The sequence below is a fragment of the Methylomonas sp. PHL2-19 genome (genome assembly GCF_059331595.1).
Map to the genome: position 1 here is coordinate 2099761 of NZ_CP196839.1, position 21389 is coordinate 2121149.

Sequence of the window (21389 nt, forward strand, 5' to 3'; positions counted from 1 at the left end):
TGGATGATATATTGTAGCGTTTGCTTAGCCAAAAAAAGGCGCTGTCGAAAAAAACAGCGCCGGTTTCAGCGTTTTAATAACTGACTCTAAAGCCGACTTCCGCGCCGCGTCCGGCTTCCGGCGCAAAGTTTCGCAAGTACGATGTCGAGTTGCGGATGTTTTGATCCAGCAAGTTGTTACCTTTGGCGAACACCATCAGTTTGGCGTCTTTATAGGCCTGGACCTGATAGTTGGCGCCGACATTCAGCAAGAAATAGCCCGCGGTGGAGGTTTCGAAATCGCCGGCATGGGGTTGGGATTCGGCGCGGGTAAAGCGCAGATAGGTGGATAATTTGTCCCGGTTGAAATCCAGTTGTAGGCCGTAGCGCAAAGGCGGCATGCGCGGTACGTCGCTGCCGTTGAGAAATTCGCCGCGGGTGTAGTCGCTGAATAAGGTCATCTCTAATAAGCCGACCTGGTTTTCCATCATGGGCATAATCAGTTTGGCTTCGTAGCCTTTGAAGATGGCGTCGTGTTGTCCGCTGGTAACCAAAGGCACGCAATCCGCTACGCAGGGATTGCCGTCTTGATCGACGAATTCGCCGCTACGTTGCTGGAAAATATAATCGCTAGCCCAGTTGTGGAATAAGTCGAATTCGGCGCGTAACCAGTCGGTTTTGAAGCGGTAACCCAGATCCAGGTTGTAGGAGGTTTCTTCTCGCAAACCCAGGTCGCCTCTGTCGTAACTGCGGGTGGCGTCATGGTAGCCGTCGGACAGCAGTTCCTGGACTTGCGGGGCGCGCGAGGAGCGCGTGACTGCCAGATTCAGGCTGTTGCGATTATCCAGTTTCCAAACGGCCGAAGCCGACGCGCTGACGGGCGTGTAGCTGAGATTGGCGAAACCGTCCGGGCGAATATCGGTTTGTTCGACGCGGGTGCCGAGTTGATAAGTCACCGCACCAATATCGAACGATTCCACGGCAAATACACCGTAACTGCTGATGTCCGAACGCGGGACGATGCTGTCGCCGGTGAGTTTTTCGATCGCATTAAAATCGCTGGCTTGGGCTTGAAAACCCACCACGCCGCGCAGCGGTCCCAGGTCCTGGTGAGCCATTTCCATGCGGCCCTCGTAGGACTGATTGGTGTAATAAGCGCCAGGTTCGCCGTTGGCAATTTCGGTGTGTTGGTAATCGGTGTATCCAAGCCGGGTACGCAGACTTTTCGCGAAACGGAACGGGTTGTTTAATTCGCTCTTAAAATCGTATTTGGTTTGCCGCATCGCGATGCTGACGGTTTCGTCGCCGGTGCCGTCGGGCGCGATGGCGTAATTGTTATTTATATTATTGATGGATACGCCCGCAAAACCGGGGGCACCGATCCAGGACAAGCCGGCCGAGCCACTGATGGCTTCGGCGCCGGTGTTGTTTAGATAGCCTTTGGGGTTGTCGACAATCGCCAAGCTGGGATCGGTGATGGCCACTTTAGCGGTGTCTATGCCGCTGCCGCCGATGTCCAGATTGTTGCGGTGGCGGTAGAAACCGTCCAGGTGGTAGGCAATGTTGCCCTTGCCGCCCTCGACTTTCATGGTGGTGCTGGTTTCGTCGGAGGTGGAATCGAAGCGTTGTTCTAGCGCCGCACCTACCAGCTTGTCGAACTGGCGGCCTGGGATGCGGTTATCGATGACGTTAACCACGCCGCCCATCGCGCCGCTGCCATAGAGTAGGGTGGCCGGGCCGCGCAGGACTTCGATGCGCTCCGCCAGCAGCGGTTCGACGCTGGTGGCGTGGTCGGGGCTGATCGCCGAGACATCATTGCTGCCGATGCCGTTGCTCAAGACTCTCACCCTCGGGCCGGCCTGGCCGCGTATCACCGGGGTGCCGACGCCGGGGCCGAAAGATTGGCTGCTGATACCCAATTCGTTTTTTAAAGTATCGCCGATGCTGTGGCCGGTCTTCATACGTAAATCGTCGTCGCTCAACACGGTGACCGGTACCGGACTGTCCGATTTTTTATCTTGCAACGGTGCCGTGACGATGATTTCGTCTAGTGCTTGAATCGCAAGTTCTTCGGCCAGCAAAACCGGCGATGGCAACATTAAAATTAGGGCAGCGGTTTTTTTCATGAGTAAGACAAGCTGTCAGTAAAGATGTGCAAAGATGTTATATTGTAACGCACATGAATGCAATATTATCACATTGGTTTTTTTGCGGCCTATTTGAAGATTTGCGTTCGAAGCGTGGTGAAAACAACAAGCTGACAGTAACAATCCCGAAGGGCGGCGCGGACCGCTTTCGAGATCATAGGGTTGAAATGTTACGGAAATGTTTCTTTGAGCTACGGGATGAAATACTTATTCCCGGCTGAGTTGGTAACGCCTAGTAGTTTGTGCCTACGGCCGGCTAATTTAGGGCGTGCTTTTGTTCCAGGCATTGCTGGGCCTGGATGGCAATTTCCAGTTCCTCGTTCGTGGCAATCACCAATATCGCCACGCCGGCGTTGGCTGGGCTGATGTTGTCGCATGGTTTCACCGGTTTTTGGTTTCTTTCCGGGTCCAAGGCAATACCGAAGATTTGCATTTCCAGACAGACGTGTTCGCGCAGCCAAGCGTCGTTCTCGCCGATGCCGCCGGTAAATACCAAGGCATCGACCCGGCCCAGCACCGCAAAATAAGCGCCGATGTATTTTTTGATGCGATAGGCGTACATCGCTAATGCCAGCCGGGCATGATCGTCGCCGGCTTCCGCCATCCGGTGTATCGCCCGCATATCGTTTTCGCCGCAAACGCCTTTGCAGCCGCTTTCTTTGTTTAACAAGGTTTCTATGGCCTCATTGGACAAATTCAGCGTGCGACTTAGATAAAAATGGATGGCCGGATCGATGTCGCCGCAGCGGCTGCCCATCATCAAACCTTCCAGCGGCGTCATACCCATCGAGGTATCGATACTCCGACCGTTTTGGATGGCGGTGACGCTGGCACCGTTGCCAAGGTGCAAAGTGATCAGATTGGTGTCAGACAACGGTTTGCTAAGATACTGCGCGGCTTGCTCGGCAACATAGCGGTGCGAGGTACCGTGGAAGCCGTAACGTCTGACGCCATGATCGGTATAAAGATGGTTGGGCACGGCATAGCGATAGGCATAATCGGGCAGGGTTTGATGAAACGCCGTGTCGAATACCGCCACTTGCGGCGTATCGTCCATTTGCCGGATGGCTTCCTCAATGCCCAAAAGATTGGCAGGGTTATGCAGCGGCGCCAATGGGATCACTTCGGCAATGCGCTGCATCACTTGCGCATCGATTAAGGCCGGTTCACGAAAATGTTCGCCGCCATGCACCACCCGATGACCAATGCCGGCCAGTTCGCGGCGGTCGGTCAAAACGCGGCAGGCAGCCAGTGTTTCGAACAACAATTGCAAGGCTTGTTGATGGTTGCGGCAATTGATTTCGTCACGTGTCCGGTCATTATTCGCCAGCGCATAACTATGGCTAGCGGCATCTTCGCCGATACGTTCGATGATACCGGCGATCAGCACCGAGCGATCAGACATCTCGAATAAGCTGTATTTAACCGATGAACTGCCGGCGTTGAGCACCAGGATTTTCATGAATATCGTAAAAGGGTGGGGTGATTAATGTACAAGCTTCGCCGGTGGCGGTGGGCTGTAGCGGCGCTCCAGATCATGGTCGATTTTCGTGGTCAGGCTTTCCACGGCTTTGATGGTCAGGCTGGCGTTGGGGCCTTTGGATTCGGCAATGTAATCGCCGACCAATCTACCATTGTCTACCTTGACCAAACGCCCCATTAGATATGCGAATAAAAAGCTGGGTTTGTGTAGCCGCCCCACCAAAATGTAGTCGGCGTGGTATAGCTTGCCAAGTTGCGCGGCGGCGTCGGCATGGTCGAACAAATAGCCAACGCCGCTATTGGCGGCTTGCTGTGCCTGGTGCGGTATGGCTACGATTAGATAGCCGGCGCGGGCTAATTCTTGTTCCAGCAGCGGTTTGATCGACGCGGTTCTTTGCAATTCGGCGGGGACGCCGGGAGCCAGTGTCAGGTCTTTCAATTCAAAATCCAGGATGGCGATGCGGGTCTGTGCCTGTAAATTAAAGCTTAGAAGGCAAAACAGCAAACTGCTTGATAGCGTTTTATATATCATGTTTTGTCGGCTTCTTGGGCTTGAATCGCGGTGATGACGACGGTGTTGACGATGTCTGTCACGGTGCAGCCGCGGCTCAAATCATTGACCGGTTTGTTCAAGCCTTGCAGGATGGGGCCGACAGCGATTGCGCCGGAGGAACGCTGTACCGCTTTATAAGTGTTGTTGCCGGTATTCAGGTCCGGAAAAATCAATACTGTGGCCCGGCCGGCAACTTGGCTGTCGGGTAGTTTGGTTTTAGCAACGCTGGCGTCCACGGCGGCATCGTATTGCATCGGGCCTTCCAGCTGTAGGTCCGGACGCAGACTTTGAGCGATTTTGACGGCGTCTCTGACTTTGTCCACCGCTTCGCCCTTGCCGGATTCACCGGTGGAGTAGGACAGCATGGCAACGCGCGGCTCGATGTTGAACATGCGTGCCGTTTCGGCGGCGTTGATCGCGATGTCGGCCAATTGCGCAGCGTTGGGGTTGGGAATCACCGCACAATCGCCATAGACCAATACGCGATCTTCCAGGCACATGAAAAACACGCTGGAAACAATGGACGCGCCCGGTTTGGTTTTGATGATTTCGAAGGCCGGACGAATGGTATGTTGCGTCGAATGCACCGCGCCGGAGACCATGCCGTCGGCATAAGAAAGATGAATCATCAAGGTGCCGAAATAGCTGGGATCGGCCATTAGGTCGAAGGCAGTATCGTAAACAATGCATCGATGCTTGCGGGCTTGGTAATAGGTTTCCGCGAACAAGGGCCGCAGATCCGATTTAATCGGGTCGATGATGTTGACATTGTCCATCTTCAAAGCCATGGCCTGAATTTTTTGCCGGATCTCGGCTTCGTTACCCAGTAGGGTGATTTTCACGACATCGCGCAGCAGCAAAATCTCTGCCGCGCGCAGAATCCGCTCTTCATTGCCTTCCGGTAGCACGATATGCTGCTTCTTGGCTTTGGCGCGCTGCAACAGATCGTACTCGAACATCAGCGGCGTGATTTTATGCGAAACCTTGCTGCACAGCCGCAGCCGCAGTTCCACCATATTCATGTTACTTTCGATTAGTCCCAGCGCGGTGGCGATCTTGCGGTCATCTTGCGAATGCAGGCGGGCGGTGACCTGGCTGACCTGCATAGCCGTGGTGAAGGTGTCGGAATCGACGCCGAGTACCGCAAACGGTGTGCCGCCCAGGCCATCGATCAATTTTTGCACTTGCGGGGCAGGCTGTTGGTGGCCGGTTAATATCAAGCCGGCGATTTGCGGATAGTTACTGGAGTTGTAGGCCATCAGGCTGGCCATGATGATGTCCGATCTATCGCCAGGCGTGATGATCAAGTCGCCGGTTTCCACATAGTCCAGAAAGTCCGGCACCAACATGGCCGCCACTTTGTAGTGGTACACCTCGCGGCTCATGGTGGCGTTTTCGCCGGAAAACACTTTAGCGCCGATAACCTTGGCAATATTGCCGACGGTAGGTTTTTCCAGGGACGATTCGGCGGGCACCACGTACACCGGAAATTCAGTGGAATGATTCAAGCTGTGGCGCAGGCTGGCAATTTGATTTTGCGCGACCCCGATGATGACTGTGGCCAGCGATTCGCAATCGTGCTCGTGCATGGAATGTTTCAGGCTGGCCAAACCATTTAAAATTTGTTCGTCGCTACGATTTTCGCCCTGCATAACCGGCATCATCAGGCAGCCCAAATTGTTGGCGACATCGGCGTTGAAATCGAATTCGGAAATGGCGTTGCCGTGTCGATAGTCGCTGCCGACGCAGAGCACATGATCGCAACGGGCCTTTAAGGCCCGGTATTTAGCCAGAATGGTTTTCAGCAGTTCGTCGTACTGTTCGTTTGCCAAGAGCTGCCTGGCTTCCGCGCTGGTACATCCATACATGGCATCGTAGGGTGTGGAGAGCTGATAGCGGTGGCTAATGAATTGAATCAAATCGTCTTTGTCGGTATCGCTTTGAATAATGGGCCGAAAAAAACCGATATTGTCGGCGTAGCCGGACAACATTTCGATGATGGCCAACATGATCAAGGATTTACCGTTACCCTCGTCGACACCGGCAATATAGATGTCTTGCGAAATCAAGGGCTCGCTTGGTGCATGGGGCTGAGTTGGATTCATGATCGATGACTTAATGTATTGATGGGAAAGTCTAACCGTGGATGTTGCCACATGGCGCGCCGCTTGGCGACTGTATATTTTTATTTATTCGGGCACCGCAGAGGTATTGGATGCATGCAAATAGTCTTTGGCTATCATAGGTTTGGATTTAAAAAATAATGTAATATCAAAATAATTATTGATTAATCTGCAAGCTTGGCTTTAATGGCTATACTACTAGCCGGGCGCAGGGATTACTTGAACAACAGAGATGGCGAAATTTACCGTTTATTTTAAAGACAATGCAATCCATACAGGTGTTTTTGATTCTGGTGTAGTGCATATTGGTCGTGATGAAACCAATGACCTAGTGGTTGATAGTCTTGCCGTCGCGCCCGCGCATGCCGTTGCCGTGATTAAAGACGGCACTTGTGTTCTCAAGCAATTGAACGAAAAATTTCCGCTGTTGGTCAACGATCAGCACACCAAAGAATGGAGTCTGCAAAACAACGACATCATCAATATCGGCAAGCACTATATCGTCTACCACACGACCGATGAGTTTTCGGAAAAAGTCCTGGTATCGACGCCAGCCGACTTTGGCGATGCAGACGTGCGGGCCTTAAATGAAAAGCTGGAAGATGCCGTCAAATCCCCCGAAGCCAATTTGCAAGTATTGAACGGCATGCATATCGGTCGAATTCTGCGCTTGAAGAAAGCCATGACCCGCCTGGGCCACGAAGGCGCAGGGGTTATTGTGATAGCCAGACGCAAGGACGGCTATTTCCTTTCCGCCTTGCAAGGGCATGAGGGGCTGGCGATTAACGATGAGCCCTTAGGCGACCGCACCGTACAGTTGCAGCGCAACGATGTGATTGTCGTTGACAGTACCTCAATGCAATTTTTCTTGGATTAAGCGTATGACATTTGAAAAAAGCGATGATAAACGCCGTTTTCACAGGATTTTTTACCATACGGGCGCTGTGTTAACCGGTTCGGGTCAAACCTATCCTTGCAAAATTATTGATCTGTCCCTGCGCGGTTGCCTGTTGGATTGTGAGCAGCCCTTAGCCGGTCAGGCCGATACTTTATATAACTTGAAATTCGATTTATCCGAAGAAATCAGTATCAGCATGGAAGTGGCAGCAACCCATGCCGATGCCAACAGGGTGGGTTTTAAATGCGTGCATATCGACATAGATAGCATTTCCAACTTACGCCGATTGGTGGAACTCAACCTGGGCGATAGCGAGCTGCTGGAGCGGGAGCTGGCGGCCTTGGGTGATTTAGCTGAACACGCTGATCATTGATTGAGATTGTTACTTCGATAAACTCAGCTCAATCCTGCCAGCCAAAGTCTAAAACGCATACCCCATTCCGACGTATAGCCTACTGTCGTAAAGACAATCTCGCCGGTGGCGTTAATAAAAAATACAGCCGGCACGCCTCTAATCCCATAGCGTTGACCGAGATTGCCGCTGTTGTCGTTCACAACCGGCCAGTTCAGTTGTTTGTCGTTCAGATAGTTCTGTAAGGTGCCGTCGTCGCCCGAGCGCACCGCTATAGTCAGTCCCGGATAATCCCGCAGTACATTGCTGACGCTGCCCTGCATACTTCGGCATATCCCGCACCATTCCGCCCAGAAATACAACACAGCCGGCCCTTTACTTATGCGTGGCATAGGGTTTTCGCCGGTCAGCGTGGTTTGCACTATGGGCGGCGGGGTGCCGCTGACCAAATCCTGATGGACTAAAAATTGCCCCGCAAAGATAAACAGTGCCGCAAATATATAAAATCCCAATTTTTTCAAAATTACAGACCTTGCATCACGCTGGCGCCGTGCTGTTTTAGCCAGAGCCGGCGTTGTTTAAAGTCGGGTAGGTGTTCGCCAACCAATTGCCAAAAAGCCGGAGAATGATTTTTGTGTTTGATGTGGCAAAGTTCGTGGACTACCACGTATTCCAAAACGGCGGCCGGAGCCAGCATTAGTAGCCAATTCATATTGATGTCGTTTTGTGGACCGCAGCTGCCCCAGCGACTTTTTTGGGTTTTGATGCGGATGCTGCGCGGAAACAGGGCAAAGCGCGGCGCGTGCAGATCAACCCATTGCTGGACATGCTGTTTGGCCTGGTTTTTCATCCAACGTGTCAACGCTTGCTGGATCAGTGCGGAGTATTGTTCATCGGCAATCCCAACCGGTAATTTCACCCAAAACATCTCGTCGTTAAGCAACTCGATGCGGACCGTTTTGGCTTTGCCGGTGGTGATTTTTAGTGGTAAGCGGCGGCCTTGGTAGGGTATATGCGCGCCATCCCGATACTCGCTTGGTGCTAGCTTGGGGGCGGCGGTTTGCACTCTGCCGGCGACGCGCTTTAGTGCGGCTTCTATCCAGTCTTTTTGGGCTTGCACAAAATCCTGAATGTGCCGTTCGGACACTTTGAGCGGGGCTACCACTTCTATTTTGTCGGCGGTTACCACGATGCGTGTGTTTTTGGCCCGGCTGCTGCGGCGCAGCTTGTAAGGTAAGGGGGTGGTTTGCTTGTTCAAAAAGGCGATTCCAGCATTCTTAATTTAAGTTCGGTCCACATGCTCAAGCGGTCCGAACCGCCGACATGTTGCCCGGAGCCTTTGCTTTTGGCAAGCCATAAGCCGGTACCGTTAAAGCTGTATACGGGCTGTAAGTCGCTGCGCTGCGTAGCCGGGACTATGCTCGGCTTCAGATTGTCCAGCACCAAGGGTACCGCGCGCGGCGAGTCGAAATAGGTTAATACCATGTGCGCCTGATTCAGTTCCAAAGCCTTGACGTAGGTAATCCGCAATTTACTTTCATCGACGCCCATTTCTACCAAAGTAAAATATTTGGCGATGGAGTAATCTTCGCAATCGCCGGCGCCTTTAGCCAGAAACTCGGTAGGTGCCGCCCAGTAATCGGTTTTTTGCCACAGGATAATATCGTCAACAAACTCGACGTTACCGTTGAAAAAATTATTCACCCGCTCCAATTTCTCTGCTTCAGGCCAGCTCTTGCCGTTCTCGATCAAACTTTGCCAGTCCACAAAACGTTGCTTGGCGGCCGCACCGTATTTTTTTTCGACTCTATCCAGCAGACTCTGATCGATTAACAGGCCGGCTGCCAGCGCAATGCCGAAACACAGGCTGAAGGCGATAATAGCGATTTTGGCAGCGTTGAGTGCGCCCTTGTTAACGGCTGGCACCGACGATTCCTATCGCCTTTAAGCGGCGATAATCCTGATCCGATTGCACGTTTTCCGCCAAGATGGAAATATCCAGCAATGTGGAAATTTCTTGCATGGTTTGCACAAAAGCGTGTTTTTGCGAGGAACTGTCGATGCCGTTGCCGATGTCGCGGGCCAGGCGGATAAAGTCCGGTTTCAGGCGTTTGACCAATTCCGCCGACATGGATTGGGTTTCGAAGCGCTTGATCATCACCCGGGCGCCCCAAGCATGCACAGTCTCTATGAAGGCCTGATAGGCGCCTATATCCTTGACGACGGCATAAGCCGACAAACTGAATACCAGCTTTTTGGCTTCCGCCGGATTTTGTTTGATTAGTTTTTCCAACCAGAGCCGGAAATCGCTGTTTTTGATAGTGCGGGTCGATACGTTGACGGCGATGGCGTGCTCGATGTGATTGTGTTGAATATGATCTAGCGCGATGCGTATCACACCTTTATCCAGATCGACGATTTTGGCGAATTTTTCGGCAATCGAGATGAATGGACCGATGGCCACCAGGCCGCCCTGTTTATCGTGTACCTGAATGAAAGCCTCTTCCATCAACAGTTCGCCGCTACTGAATGCGGCGATCTGGCCAATATACCAAACCGAGTAACCGTCGTTATCGACGCAATCGAAGACCAAGTCCTTCCAGGTGGCAATATCACGCGCAAAATTATCGCCGGTGCGGATGAAATAACTGTTAGTGCCGATCAGATGCGCTTGTTCATAAGCTTCGTGGGCGGCTTCCAATAAAATTTCGGTGGTCAGCAGCGGATTGAAAGCAACCACGCCGATGTGGGCCAAATCGGTTTTTTGGTAACGTTCGCCCAATTCGGTTACTTCGTTGCTCAAGGTTTTCATCAACTCTTCCAATTGTTCCGAATTCCCAAGCTTCAGTACGAGTGCAAATTCGGCGCCGTAGAATCGATAAGCTTTGCCGGCTTGTGCTCCAGCCAGATCGGCGATTTTTCCCAGGATGGCGGCAAACGCTTGTAAGAATTGATCGATCACGTCGCTGTCGCGCTCTTTGACCAGATCGACCAAGCTATCGATTTTAATCAAAACTACAAAAGCATCGGCGTCTTCCAATGCCAAATTTTTCATGTCGGTTTCGAACACGGATTTTTTATACAGCCCGGTCAAGTCATCGCGTAACAGGCTGGCGCCCATTTGATCCAGCTTGCCATGCAACGCTGCTATCGTAGTTTTGATCTTATGCGACATGGTGTTCATCGATGCCGCCACGTTGCGCACTTCGCGGGTCCAGGGCAAGGCTTCTATGCTTTCGAAATGGCCGTCGCTGATCTGCTGAGCCAGTAAATCGATTCTACTTAGCGATGCCAGCGTGACGCGCAATAACAAGGCTAACAAGGCAATGGATAGTAAAAATGCCGCCAGGGAATAATAAAATCCGGATTTGGCTTGCTCATACAGTTTTAAATAGGCATAGCCGGAGTTGACTGTCACGTAGATCACGCCGCTCATGTTCCAGCCAGAGCTGATTTCGCTTTCGGCGGTGGCCGATGTCATGGGCAGCAGTTCGGTAAACCAGTCCGGCACACCTTCTATGCGTTTATCGCTGCTCAGGGCTACCAGTTCTTTGTTGTCGGCGTCGACTAGCCTGATTTCCTTGTAATAACCCATATCAAAAATGGCGCTCATCATGGTTTTAATCACCGGATCGCGGTTATCGACCATGTAAGGGCTAAGCGATAGACCCAGCGAGGTGGCCGTATCTTGGGCATGGTTTTTTGATTCGCCTTCCAGATAGTCCTTGATGTTGTTGACGCTCAATGCGAAATTGACGCTGAAGATCATCAAAAACAGCGCGGATATCAGGATTAACAATTGTTTGGATAATGACATTTGGCTCAGCTTCCCGTGGCTTCTTGATTGATCATATGCGTCGCGAGTTGTTGTAAGGCGGTACGGATGTTTTCGCGCAGGCGTGGGTCTGTCTCAATTTCATCCAAGGCTTTGTTCATGCATAGCATCCATTGATCGCGCTCCGATTCGCCAATTTGAAACGGAAAGTGTCTGGCGCGCAGCATGGGATGGCCAAATTCTTCGATAAACAAATTGGGGCCGCCCAGCCAGCCGGAGAAGAACTTAAATAATTTGTCTTTGGCGCTTGCCAAGCTGGGGGCATGCATGGCCCGGATGCCCTGGGCTTCCGGCAGAATATCCATGTAAAAGTAGAATCTGTCGACCAGGCTGCGCAACGCATTCTCGCCGCCGATTAACTCGTAGGGGGTGGGGCTCATGTCCTATTTAACCTCGTATGTGCAATTTCTTTAGGTATACTAGCAGACGGTACCGACAATGCCTTGAAACTCCAGGGCCGTTGCGCGGTCATAGCATTACTTGTAACTTTGAGAGGATAACTGATCATGCGTTTAAATACTGCAACTGCTCGTTCGGAAGCCGGCATACTGGCGACCAATAAGGTTTTAAAGAATACTTATTTATTGCTATCGATGACTTTGCTGTTCAGCGCCGCTATGGCTGCGGTAGCCATGACGCTGGATTTGCCGCATCCGGGCTTGATTATCACCATGGTAGGCTATTTCGGCCTGCTGTTTTTAACCACCCGTTTCAGTAACAGTGCTTTGGGCTTGGTGTTTGTGTTTGCATTGACCGGTTTCATGGGGATGACCTTGGGGCCGATTTTAAACATGTATATACATGCGTTCAGCAACGGTCATGAACTAATTTTAACCGCACTGGGCGGTACCGGCGTGATTTTCCTTGGCTTGTCAGGCTATGCCTTGACCACCCGCAAGGATTTTAGTTTTATGGCCGGCTTCCTGATGGTGGGCGTTCTGGTAGCGTTCTTCGCGGGTTTGGCTGCGTTACTGTTCTCGGTACCCGCGCTGTCGTTGGCGGTTTCCGCGATGTTCGTATTGTTGATGTCCGGTATGATTTTGTATCAAACCAGTGAAATCATCCACGGTGGCGAAACCAACTACATTTTAGCTACCGTGTCATTGTACGTGTCCATCTACAACCTGTTCACCAGCTTACTGCAACTGTTGGGCGTATTTGGCGGTAACGACTGATAATTCGGTCAAATACCTTATCACAGTGCGTGCTAGACAAAGCGGGCTGTTAGAGCAACGTTGATAAAGAAAATGCCCCGTCGGGAAACCGGCGGGGCATTTTTTTGAGTATGGGCATTAAAGCTGGGGGGCGAGCGAAGGGCTGGTTTTCGCCTGTTACTTAACCCGTCCGCAAGGATGTATACGGGCCGCTTTAATGTTGTTCGGGGCTATACCAAGCTTCAGCTGCCATTTTGTACATTTCTTGAAAAATGACTTTCAATAATTGAAAAGCTGAAATAGCTATCAGCGCCCCGATAGTGACTCCGGCCATAGCGACAAGTGCAATTTTCATAATGCCTCCTCATTTGATCGAATAAAGTGTGAACAGCGTCTAAAAAAACCTCGCTTCGGGCGCGATTTTCCTATGTTAAACAAGGATTTCAAGTGGTTTTTAAACGACATCTGTGGCGCGATTTTTCAATGTTACGTATCTTCAGAGACTTAACATTGGACTTTAATGTTGTTTGCTAAAAATTTTTTTTTCAGAGGCTATGTCTTTAGCTGGCGGACGCTGATTTTTGAAAAACGTTTAAGCGGATATTATCGGATCGGACTTATACTCTGGTGCTGCGGTTAATAGACGCAAAAGGGACCTACTCATGCGGTATTTGACTTAAGCAAATAAGCTGGTTAACTACAAAAACGGGGGATAAAACGATGAACGATAAACTATTGCCAAAAATTGACGAGAACCTGGTGTCCAAAATCGTGGACATTTTCTATGCCGGCATGCTCGATGACTATCGTATCAACCGGTATTTTTACTCCAGGCCCATAGAAGAACAAACCAAACCGCTGAAGCAACTTGTTAATGCTTTGCTCAGCGCAGAGCCGGTCGAGCCTAAAAAACTTGCCGAATTGGCTGATGATTATTTTGCGGCGGCTTTTGCCAGAGGGAACGCCAAGCCCAGTTTGGTCAATAATCGAGACTTTGCGTTTTTGGAGATGTTCGTTACGGGCGATCTAGTCGGTAGCGACGAGAAACCCCATCTGACCCTGCTATGTCCCGGACATTCCCATTTTTTAAGATTACAGCCCATTGACGATAACTACGATGTGGTGTTGGAACTGTTGCAAAGCAGCCTCAATCAATTGCAAGTTCCGCAGGAAACGACTGAGCAGATCATGGCATTCGCGGCTTCCGGCCGGGACGGTATTCTGGGCAGGGGCCAAGCTATTTATGATGATGGTGAAAAAACGACCGACTTCCGGACGCATGGCTAGTTTTATTGTTTACCCGGTCCTGTTTATTACGCTTATGCCGTTCAGGCTGTGCTCGTCGAGGCCCGGGCTTGTGTGGCCTTCAATAGACTAAAGGCATTAAGGCGAAAGGTAATTTGTAAGGATAGCGTGAATAGCGTTTAAAACCGGCGCCTAAAAGCTCGTCATTCCCTCATGCAGAAGGTTCTCAAAGCCGATCAGCGCAGAAAATCTTATTCGCAGCGTACCATTTATGTGATTGGCTACCCGTTTCCATGCAGGGGCGACGCTGCGCTGGAGATTCTTGCGAAAGAGGGTATATAAAACAGCTTGAGATTGCGTTTAAGCCGTTGTCAGCATTCAATCAGATTCACCGCCAAACCGCCGCGTGAGGTTTCCTTGTATTTGGTTTTCATGTCGGCGCCGGTTTCGCGCATGGTTTTGATTACCTTGTCCAGCGATACAAAATGTTTGCCGTCGCCGCGCAGGGCAATGCGCGCCGCGTTGATAGCCTTAACCGAACCCATCGCGTTACGCTCGATGCAGGGCACCTGCACCAAACCGCCAACAGGGTCGCAGGTCAAGCCCAAGTTATGCTCCATGCCAATTTCGGCGGCATTTTCCACCTGCTCGGGCGTGCCGCCCAATACTTCGGCCAGTGCGCCGGCAGCCATAGAGCAAGCGACCCCGACTTCGCCCTGACAGCCGACTTCGGCGCCGGATAGCGAGGCGTTTTCTTTATACAGAATCGCTATTGCAGCTGCCGTCAACAAGAAGCGAATCACCCCTTCTTCATTCGCACCATCGCAAAAGCGCCAGTAATAATGTAATACCGCCGGGATGATGCCGGCAGCGCCGTTGGTGGGTGCAGTTACGACCCGTCCGCCGGAAGCATTTTCCTCGCTGACGGCAAGTGCAAATAAGTTTACCCATTCCATGGTTCCCACCGGCATGCTGGGAGTTTGCCGAGGAATTTCGCCGCTCAACTGCCGGTAGAGATTGGCCGCTCTGCGCCTGACTTTCATGCCGCCCGGCATAACCCCTTCTTCATGCAGACCTCGTTTGACGCAGGCTTGCATCACCTGCCAAATGTTCAATAATTTCTCGCGGATTTCCTCTTCACCCAACCAAGCTTTTTCATTGCTCAGCATCAAGTCGCTGATTGATTTGTTATGTGTCGCGCACAGTTTTAGTATCGCTGCACCCGTTTTGAAAGGATAGGGTAGGCAGGTGTCGTCATTGCTCAGCCTGTCCGCTGCGGCTGCCGCGTCGGTCACGACAAACCCGCCGCCTACCGAATAGTAATCGCTTTGCAGCAGTTCGGCGCCGTTTACGCCAAACACACTAAAGCGCATGCCATTGGAGTGGTAGGGAAGTACTTTACGTTGAAACAGCAAATCGGCTTTCTCGTTGAACGCTACCGGGTAACGCTGCAATAGCCTAACTGCTCCGGATTCGCGGATTGCGGATAGCCGTTGTGGGATGATGGCGGGGTCAATCAAATCGGGTGCTTCGCCTTCCAGGCCAAGTAATATCGCTTTGTCGGTGCCATGGCCTTTACCTGTCGCACCAAGCGAACCGAATAATTCGATGCGCAGGCGTTGTACCTCATCAATAACACCTCGCTGTTCCAGATTATTGACAAACGTCATTGCTGCCCGCATGGGCCCCACAGTATGAGAACTGGAAGGTCCGATGCCGATTTTAAAAATATCGAAGACGCTGATAGCCATAATTGTCGCCTAAATAGTGCTGAGGAAAGGGTATCGGGAACAAAGGAGCTATGCCCCCTTCAGTTGAAAAGCAATTAATGTACCTCCGTTGTGAGATTATAAACAGCATCTCGAATCGAATGAGCAGGGGCATTCCAAACTAGACTTGTCGGTAAAGGTTGCTTGCGAAAAAAATTGGGTGCCGGTTTTTCGATGCACTTTGCGTTCGAGCTGCGAATGTCTTTCTTTTAAACCAATGGAATTAGGCCGTGAAAATACTATTTTTAATGGGCTTTAGCATATTCGCATTTTTACCGGTTTGTCAGGCGTTAGCCGAACCCATGAAATGTGTGGTCGATGGAAAAACCTTGTATACCGACGATCAGGCGCGGTGTACTAGAGGAGCCATCAAACCTATCAATGGCAGCGTAATAATTTCATCTTCTCCAAAGGGCGTGCCGCGCGCCAATAATATTGCCAAGCCAACGCTTGAAGTGCCGTCCGGCCTTAATGGCATTCTTCAGCAACTTGGTATCACTGAAAAGGAACTGGAGGATGGGTGGCAAACCGTGATGGAAGCCCATAAGCGGGGGACATGGAACGAGCCTGAATTGCCGGAGGATGACAAATAGGTGTTCTTCTACGCACCTAAAAAGCGGTACAGGTGTGTGAGGGTGGAGTTATAACTAAATCTGGTGTACGGCCCGACTTGATGAAAGGTGGCGCCCTCTGCTGAAATGAGATTGTCGAGATCGAATAACAGCAAAATGAGAGACGCCATGAACAAAGATAATGCAAAAGACTGGAATAATGCCAGTGGGATTAACGATCCTTTGACGGATTTGTTGAAGACGGGTGCTAGAGCCTTGATCCAACAAGCCGTTGAGGCGGAGCTACAGGCTTTTCTGGGCGAATACGCCAAGGTTACCGATTTACGGGGCCGGCAAACCGTGGTGCGTAATGGCTATTTGCCGGAGCGGGAGATCGTGACGGGCGTGGGTAACGTGACGGTCAAAATCCCCAAGGTTCGAGACCGTTCCGGCGGCAGGATCAAGTTCAACTCGTCGCTGGTGCCGCCGTATGTTCGCAAGACAAAACGGGTGGAAGCGGCCTTACCCTGGCTGTATTTGCGCGGCATTTCCACCGGCGACATGCAGTCGGCCTTATCGGTGTTGCTGGGTGACGATGCCAAAGGCTTGTCACCTGCCGTGGTTAGCCGCCTGAAAGCCCAATGGGCCGAGGATTATCTGGCCTGGAATCGGCGAGATTTATCGAAGGAGCGCACTGTGTATGTCTGGGCCGACGGCATCTATTCGACCCTGCGTGGCGAGGATGATCGGCTGTGCCTATTGGTCATCATCGGAGTCAACGAACAGGGTGAAAAGCGCTTGCTGGCCTTATCGGACGGTTATCGGGAATCGAAAGCCTCGTGGCTGAGTGTTTTGCAGGATTTACAAACGCGAGGTCTACAGGACGCGCCGAAACTGGCTACCGGCGACGGCGCTTTGGGTTTCTGGGCAGCCATCAACGAAGCTTGGCCCACCACACAACACCAGCGCTGCTGGGTGCATAAGACGGCGAATGTGCTGGCGACGCTACCCGATTCAATCCAAGGCAAGGCCAAGGCGGGGCTGAAAGAAATCTGGATGGCGGAAACCAAAGCCCTGGCCAATCAAGCCTTCGACACGTTCTTGCGTGACTTTGAAGCCAAGTACCCCAAGGCGGTGGGCGTGTTGGAAAAAGACCGTGAATCGCTATTGGCCTTTTACGACTTTCCCGCCGAGCACTGGATACACATTCGGACGACAAATCCGATCGAATCCAGCTTTGCGACGATTCGCCATCGGACCACCCGCACCAAGAACTGCGTGTCCCGCAATACCTTGTTGGGCTTGGTGTTCCAATTGGCGTTAACCGCCGAGAAGAGTTGGCGCAAGATACGCGGCTTTAAACGATTGCCGGATGTGATTGAGGGCATTCGTTTTCAGGACGGCATGGCTGTCATTATGGAACCGGAGAAAACAGAAGAAACACAGCAGATGGCCGCCTGATTCAAATCAGCCATACACCAGATTTGACTATTTCTCGTGAGGGTGCGCGCCAGTGCATAAAAAACCCCGCGAAGCCTATGACTTGCGGGGTTTTGGGATAGTACAGGCTAAGAACGGGCTTAACTATTTATAGGCTGTAGTACATATCCAGCTCAACAGGGTGAGTACTCATGCGCAGACGAGTCACGTCTTCTTGTTTCAATGCGATGTAGCCATCAATTACGTCGTCGGTGAATACACCGCCGCGAGTCAAGAATTCGCGGTCTGCATCCAGAGCCGCTAAGGCTTCGTCCAGAGAGAACGCCACTTGTGGAATCGCTTTTTCTTCTTCTGGTGGCAAGTCGTACAAGTCTTTATCCATCGCTTCACCTGGGTGAATTTTGTTTTGGATGCCGTCAAGACCCGCCATCAACATAGCAGAAAACGCCAAGTATGGGTTAGCGGTGGAGTCTGGGAAACGTACTTCGATACGGCGACCTTTAGGGTTGGTGACGTAAGGAATACGGATAGACGCAGAGCGGTTACGTGCTGAGTAAGCCAGCATCACAGGCGCTTCAAAACCAGGAACCAGACGTTTGTAGCTGTTGGTTGATGGATTGGTGATAGCGTTCAATGCCTTGGCGTGTTTGATGATGCCGCCAATGTAGTACAGCGCGGTTTCTGACAAACCGCCATACAGGTTGCCGGTGAACAGGTTGACGCCGCCTTTAGCCAAAGATTGGTGAACGTGCATGCCGCTGCCGTTGTCGCCAACCAGTGGTTTAGGCATGAAGGTTGCGGTTTTGCCGTAAGCGTGCGCGATGTTGGCAATCACGTATTTCAAGCCCAGTACTTCGTCGGCTTTTTTAACCAAAGTATTGAATTTAACACCGATTTCGCACTGACCGGCAGTTGCCACTTCGTGGTGGTGTACTTCAACGGTTTGGCCGATTTCTTCCAGAACTAGGCACATTGCAGAGCGCATGTCTTGGAATGAATCGACTGGCGGTACGGGGAAGTAACCACCTTTAACGCCTGGACGGTGACCGATGTTGCCGTTTTCGTAAACTTTTTCTGAGTTCCAGCCGGCTTCTTCTGAGTCGATTTGGTAGGAGCAGCCACCCATGCTGGTGTTCCAGCGGACGTCGTCAAAAATGAAGAATTCGTTTTCAGGACCGAAGAACGCGGTGTCGGCGATACCGGTAGATTGCAAATAGGCTTCAGCGCGTTTGGCGATAGAGCGTGGGTCACGAGCGTAACCTTGCATGTCTTTCGGTTCGATAATATCGCAACGCAAGATCAGGGTTTTGTCGTCGAAGAAAGGATCGATAACCGCGGTGCTGGGGTCCGGCATCAGAATCATGTCCGATTCGTTGATGTGTTTCCAGCCGGCGATGGACGAACCGTCAAACATGTTACCTTCTTCAAAGGTGTCTTCGTCGATGGTGTGCGCTGGGAAAGTAACGTGTTGTTCTTTACCGCGAGTGTCGCAGAAGCGGAAGTCGACAAATTTAACGTCGTTTTCTTGAATTAATTTCAGAACGTGATCAACAGACATTAGTGAGGGTCTCCGTAGGTTGTAGTTGTTTTGGTTGAGAAGCTTAAACGATTTAACAATATCATCAAACGTAGTAAAGAGCTATAACAAACAGAGCCTCCAAAGGGCTTTCAACGCAATGGAGGCGTACAGCTTTATAACGATGATTTACTTAGGCTACCAACTTAGAAAGTGATGACTACGTCCGCAGTAACCAAGAATTGGTTGTGGCGTGTACCGTTGTCGAACGCTTTAGCATTATCGGTAAAGTCGTAACGCAAGTTTGGACGCAAGTTCAACCATTTTGCCGGTTTGTAGCTCAAGCCGGCTGTAACGGCGTAATATCCGCTGGCTTCTTGAAACGGGACATAGTTAGCGCCGTAGTTGCTGCCACAAGCGAAGTTGTCGCCGACTGTGCCTGCTGCAGCATAGCAACGGCCAGGGCCGAGAACTCGGATGCCGTTATGATCACGGAACCATTCTGCACGCAGACCGGCTGAGACTTTGTCGTTGACGTCATAAATCAAATATTGGTTGACGCCATACCATTCGGCGTCTTCCCTGCCGTCTGGAAGCCCTGCAAGGCTTGCGTTCCCGGTCCAGATATTATTGGCAAAACCGTGATCGTGTTGAATGATATAATGCAACTTGTCGGTGAAATTGTGCTTGCCGACGATGCTGTACATGGCCCATGTGTCTTTGCTGTTTTCGGAGCGTTCGCCAGCCGTTGAAGTAATAGCCAGAGATGTGCCGGCGTCGTCGCTTGTCCAGGTTACCCCGCCCAACCAAGCCCAGTTGCCCAGGTCTCTGTCCCAGTTGCCGTCCCAGCCGCCCGAGTTGCTTCCGGTAACTGCACCGCCCATTACTGTCCAATTCGGATTGAAAGCGTAGGTTGCGAGTATGCCAGTATGGGTAAATGGTTCGCCATATTGCATAGTGTAGGGTTTGGTGATGAAGAAGTTATCGGGAGCGGTAACTACTTCGTAACCGATTGGAGTATAAAAGTGCCCGGCTTTGACTGCGATACCATTACCGAATGGGAGGTTAAACTCGGCGTATGCTTGTGGTAATGCCAAGCCGTAGAAGCGCTCCCCGTGTCCGCTCAAATTCAGATCCCAGTTGCCACGGTCACTGTCCGCTAGGGTGCCGGGGTCGAATCCGAATGAACCGTAAGCTTGTGTAAACGCGGCATCGGTACCGTACATCACATCGACGCGACCGCCGATGTCGAAAGAGTCGCCGTTCACATTGATAGCTTTTTGCAAATACAGATACAACTGGTTGAGTTGCAATTCACCGCTACGGTCGTTGAATGTCACTGGGCCGTTAAAACCGTCACCGTTGCTATTCATGTTGGCGCCGACGCTACTGTTCAGCCAGCCGCCAACCTTCAGATTATGATCGGTCATGAATTTCGATGCGTTTGGGTCAATCCCCGCTGCACCCAGTAGTCCGGATGCTTCTGTCCAGCTGTCCGCGCTAGCGGAGGCACTGCAAATCACCATTAACCCGGCTAAGCAAGCGCGGCTGTGTGATTTTGTTAACGTTGTGTTGTTTCTCATGGTGGTTATCCCCTTGGTTCAGTGACTACTGAAGATTCTATAGCAGTTTTTAGGCCATATTCGATTTATTAAAAATCAATAAGATAGGCGGCATATGTAGACTAGTTCATGATTCGCAATGGTGCAAATTCTTTTTGTTGCACCAAAGTAATGCAGTGTTGCTATGTTGCGACAAAGCCCTATTTATTCTTAAAGCAAACCACTGAAACTGGCAGATCAAGGCCTGTAGGGTGGTATTGAGTTGCAATGGTGCAATCCAAAAAGCGTTGCACTGGTTTGGTGCGATTCTGTTGTCCTTTTAATGGATGTGTTTAATAAAGCTTTAAAAATCAGGGGAATAAATAGTGGCATGCATCATGCTTTGCTTGTTTCGGGAATTTATTAACTCAAGCAAAGAGGTGTTGAACTATGAAACTGATAACAGCGGTGGTTAAGCCGTTTAAGCTAGACGACGTGCGTGAGGCGTTGTCGGATATCGGTGTATCTGGCGTGACGGTTACTGAAGTAAAAGGCTTTGGTCGGCAAAAGGGCCATACGGAACTGTATCGTGGTGCCGAATATGTGGTGGATTTTTTACCCAAAGCAAAAATCGAGGTAGCGGTTGCGGATGCTTTGCTTGAGCAAGCCGTCGAAGCGATTGTGAAAGTAGCCAATACCGGGAAGATCGGCGATGGCAAAATTTTTGTAACCGATCTGGAGCAGGTGGTTCGGATCAGAACCGGCGAATCCGGCGAAGAAGCTCTTTAATATGAAGATGGGGAAA

20 protein-coding genes are annotated in these 21389 nt (G+C 51.1%); 7 read left to right on the top strand and 13 right to left on the bottom strand.

The features are described from left to right. Positions 1-73 precede the first annotated feature (73 nt). From ACR02O_RS09950 to pta, 4 genes are all read right to left on the bottom strand, one after another. Positions 74-2104, bottom strand: a complete 2031-nt coding sequence (locus tag ACR02O_RS09950; RefSeq protein ID WP_494523290.1) for a TonB-dependent receptor — start codon at positions 2102-2104, stop codon at positions 74-76. 277 nt (positions 2105-2381) lie between these two features. Beyond that, complete coding sequence (locus tag ACR02O_RS09955) at positions 2382-3587, bottom strand: acetate/propionate family kinase (protein WP_101055159.1); 1206 nt, start codon at positions 3585-3587, stop codon at positions 2382-2384. 24 nt (positions 3588-3611) lie between these two features. Further along, positions 3612-4139, bottom strand: coding sequence for a DUF2380 domain-containing protein (locus ACR02O_RS09960; RefSeq protein WP_171695953.1), 528 nt, complete (start codon positions 4137-4139; stop codon positions 3612-3614). Further along, positions 4136-6265, bottom strand: a complete 2130-nt coding sequence (pta, locus tag ACR02O_RS09965; protein ID WP_171695952.1) for a phosphate acetyltransferase — start codon at positions 6263-6265, stop codon at positions 4136-4138. The genes ACR02O_RS09960 and pta overlap by 4 nt, the downstream gene beginning before the upstream one ends. A 250-nt stretch (positions 6266-6515) precedes the next feature. Here pta and ACR02O_RS09970 point away from each other — a divergent pair, with 250 nt between their 5' ends. Beyond that, entirely contained in the window at positions 6516-7160 is a 645-nt protein-coding gene (locus ACR02O_RS09970) for an FHA domain-containing protein (RefSeq protein ID WP_445368512.1), read from the top strand. Positions 7161-7164: 4 nt separating this feature from the next. Next, the gene (locus tag ACR02O_RS09975) at positions 7165-7554 is read left to right on the top strand and encodes a PilZ domain-containing protein (protein ID WP_445368513.1); all 390 of its coding nucleotides are present in this window, start codon (positions 7165-7167) and stop codon (positions 7552-7554) included. Positions 7555-7577: 23 nt separating this feature from the next. On the opposite strand, the gene ACR02O_RS09980 is transcribed toward ACR02O_RS09975, so the two are convergent. The 5 genes from ACR02O_RS09980 to ACR02O_RS10000 are packed head-to-tail and all read right to left on the bottom strand — an operon-like array spanning position 7578 to position 11748. Next, positions 7578-8054, bottom strand: coding sequence for a protein disulfide oxidoreductase (locus ACR02O_RS09980; protein ID WP_494523291.1), 477 nt, complete (start codon positions 8052-8054; stop codon positions 7578-7580). 2 nt (positions 8055-8056) lie between these two features. After that, positions 8057-8791, bottom strand: coding sequence for a M48 family metallopeptidase (locus ACR02O_RS09985; protein ID WP_494523292.1), 735 nt, complete (start codon positions 8789-8791; stop codon positions 8057-8059). Then, positions 8788-9459 (bottom strand): transglutaminase-like cysteine peptidase, encoded by a 672-nt coding sequence (locus ACR02O_RS09990; RefSeq protein ID WP_445368516.1) that lies wholly within the window; start codon positions 9457-9459, stop codon positions 8788-8790. The genes ACR02O_RS09985 and ACR02O_RS09990 overlap by 4 nt, the downstream gene beginning before the upstream one ends. Continuing rightward, entirely contained in the window at positions 9446-11350 is a 1905-nt protein-coding gene (locus ACR02O_RS09995) for a bifunctional diguanylate cyclase/phosphodiesterase (RefSeq protein ID WP_458137050.1), read from the bottom strand. Before ACR02O_RS09995 ends, ACR02O_RS09990 begins: the two co-directional genes overlap by 14 nt. A 5-nt stretch (positions 11351-11355) precedes the next feature. Then, entirely contained in the window at positions 11356-11748 is a 393-nt protein-coding gene (locus ACR02O_RS10000; RefSeq protein WP_033155379.1) for a group II truncated hemoglobin, read from the bottom strand. Between the two features lie 126 nt (positions 11749-11874). On the opposite strand from ACR02O_RS10000, the gene ACR02O_RS10005 reads away from it, so the two are divergent. Next, positions 11875-12543 carry a Bax inhibitor-1/YccA family protein gene (locus ACR02O_RS10005; RefSeq protein WP_171695947.1) on the top strand — a complete coding sequence of 223 codons (669 nt, stop codon included), beginning with the start codon at positions 11875-11877 and terminating at the stop codon, positions 12541-12543. 193 nt (positions 12544-12736) lie between these two features. On the opposite strand, the gene ACR02O_RS10010 is transcribed toward ACR02O_RS10005, so the two are convergent. Next, positions 12737-12877 carry a hypothetical protein gene (locus ACR02O_RS10010; RefSeq protein WP_155931185.1) on the bottom strand — a complete coding sequence of 47 codons (141 nt, stop codon included), beginning with the start codon at positions 12875-12877 and terminating at the stop codon, positions 12737-12739. Between the two features lie 365 nt (positions 12878-13242). Here ACR02O_RS10010 and ACR02O_RS10015 point away from each other — a divergent pair, with 365 nt between their 5' ends. Then, positions 13243-13809, top strand: coding sequence for a globin family protein (locus tag ACR02O_RS10015; RefSeq protein ID WP_494523293.1), 567 nt, complete (start codon positions 13243-13245; stop codon positions 13807-13809). Positions 13810-14138: 329 nt separating this feature from the next. On the opposite strand, the gene ACR02O_RS10020 is transcribed toward ACR02O_RS10015, so the two are convergent. Next, positions 14139-15518: an L-serine ammonia-lyase gene (locus tag ACR02O_RS10020; protein WP_494523294.1), complete on the bottom strand. Its 1380-nt coding sequence runs from the start codon at positions 15516-15518 to the stop codon at positions 14139-14141. A gap of 248 nt (positions 15519-15766) precedes the next feature. On the opposite strand from ACR02O_RS10020, the gene ACR02O_RS10025 reads away from it, so the two are divergent. Together ACR02O_RS10025 and ACR02O_RS10030 are read left to right on the top strand one after the other, a co-directional pair. After that, positions 15767-16129, top strand: a complete 363-nt coding sequence (locus ACR02O_RS10025) for a hypothetical protein (protein WP_494523295.1) — start codon at positions 15767-15769, stop codon at positions 16127-16129. Positions 16130-16276: 147 nt separating this feature from the next. Further along, complete coding sequence (locus ACR02O_RS10030; RefSeq protein ID WP_494521800.1) at positions 16277-17548, top strand: IS256 family transposase; 1272 nt, start codon at positions 16277-16279, stop codon at positions 17546-17548. A 127-nt stretch (positions 17549-17675) separates the two neighbouring features. On the opposite strand, the gene glnA is transcribed toward ACR02O_RS10030, so the two are convergent. Continuing rightward, complete coding sequence (gene glnA, locus ACR02O_RS10035; RefSeq protein WP_020485489.1) at positions 17676-19085, bottom strand: glutamate--ammonia ligase; 1410 nt, start codon at positions 19083-19085, stop codon at positions 17676-17678. A gap of 164 nt (positions 19086-19249) precedes the next feature. Next, positions 19250-20473 carry a porin gene (locus tag ACR02O_RS10040; protein WP_225892875.1) on the bottom strand — a complete coding sequence of 408 codons (1224 nt, stop codon included), beginning with the start codon at positions 20471-20473 and terminating at the stop codon, positions 19250-19252. 561 nt (positions 20474-21034) lie between these two features. Here ACR02O_RS10040 and ACR02O_RS10045 point away from each other — a divergent pair. After that, on the top strand, positions 21035-21373 hold the full coding sequence (locus ACR02O_RS10045; RefSeq protein ID WP_020485491.1) for a P-II family nitrogen regulator: 339 nt from the start codon (positions 21035-21037) through the stop codon (positions 21371-21373). Positions 21374-21389: the final 16 nt, after the last annotated feature.

Bases quoted from the DNA above. Each gene is read 5' to 3' on its own strand.
- ACR02O_RS10020 (WP_494523294.1), bottom strand. From the start codon at position 15,518: ATGGCTATCAGCGTCTTCGATATTTTTAAAATCGGCATCGGACCTTCC.
- ACR02O_RS10030 (WP_494521800.1), top strand. From the start codon at position 16,277: ATGAACAAAGATAATGCAAAAGACTGGAATAATGCCAGTGGGATTAAC.
- ACR02O_RS09975 (WP_445368513.1), top strand. From the start codon at position 7,165: ATGACATTTGAAAAAAGCGATGATAAACGCCGTTTTCACAGGATTTTT.
- pta (WP_171695952.1), bottom strand. From the start codon at position 6,265: ATGAATCCAACTCAGCCCCATGCACCAAGCGAGCCCTTGATTTCGCAA.
- ACR02O_RS10015 (WP_494523293.1), top strand. From the start codon at position 13,243: ATGAACGATAAACTATTGCCAAAAATTGACGAGAACCTGGTGTCCAAA.
- ACR02O_RS10010 (WP_155931185.1), bottom strand. From the start codon at position 12,877: ATGAAAATTGCACTTGTCGCTATGGCCGGAGTCACTATCGGGGCGCTG.
- ACR02O_RS10040 (WP_225892875.1), bottom strand. From the start codon at position 20,473: ATGACCGATCATAATCTGAAGGTTGGCGGCTGGCTGAACAGTAGCGTC.
- ACR02O_RS10005 (WP_171695947.1), top strand. From the start codon at position 11,875: ATGCGTTTAAATACTGCAACTGCTCGTTCGGAAGCCGGCATACTGGCG.
- ACR02O_RS10000 (WP_033155379.1), bottom strand. From the start codon at position 11,748: ATGAGCCCCACCCCCTACGAGTTAATCGGCGGCGAGAATGCGTTGCGC.
- ACR02O_RS09970 (WP_445368512.1), top strand. From the start codon at position 6,516: ATGGCGAAATTTACCGTTTATTTTAAAGACAATGCAATCCATACAGGT.
- ACR02O_RS09960 (WP_171695953.1), bottom strand. From the start codon at position 4,139: ATGATATATAAAACGCTATCAAGCAGTTTGCTGTTTTGCCTTCTAAGC.
- ACR02O_RS10045 (WP_020485491.1), top strand. From the start codon at position 21,035: ATGAAACTGATAACAGCGGTGGTTAAGCCGTTTAAGCTAGACGACGTG.
- glnA (WP_020485489.1), bottom strand. From the start codon at position 19,085: ATGTCTGTTGATCACGTTCTGAAATTAATTCAAGAAAACGACGTTAAA.
- ACR02O_RS09950 (WP_494523290.1), bottom strand. From the start codon at position 2,104: ATGAAAAAAACCGCTGCCCTAATTTTAATGTTGCCATCGCCGGTTTTG.
- ACR02O_RS09995 (WP_458137050.1), bottom strand. From the start codon at position 11,350: ATGTCATTATCCAAACAATTGTTAATCCTGATATCCGCGCTGTTTTTG.
- ACR02O_RS09955 (WP_101055159.1), bottom strand. From the start codon at position 3,587: ATGAAAATCCTGGTGCTCAACGCCGGCAGTTCATCGGTTAAATACAGC.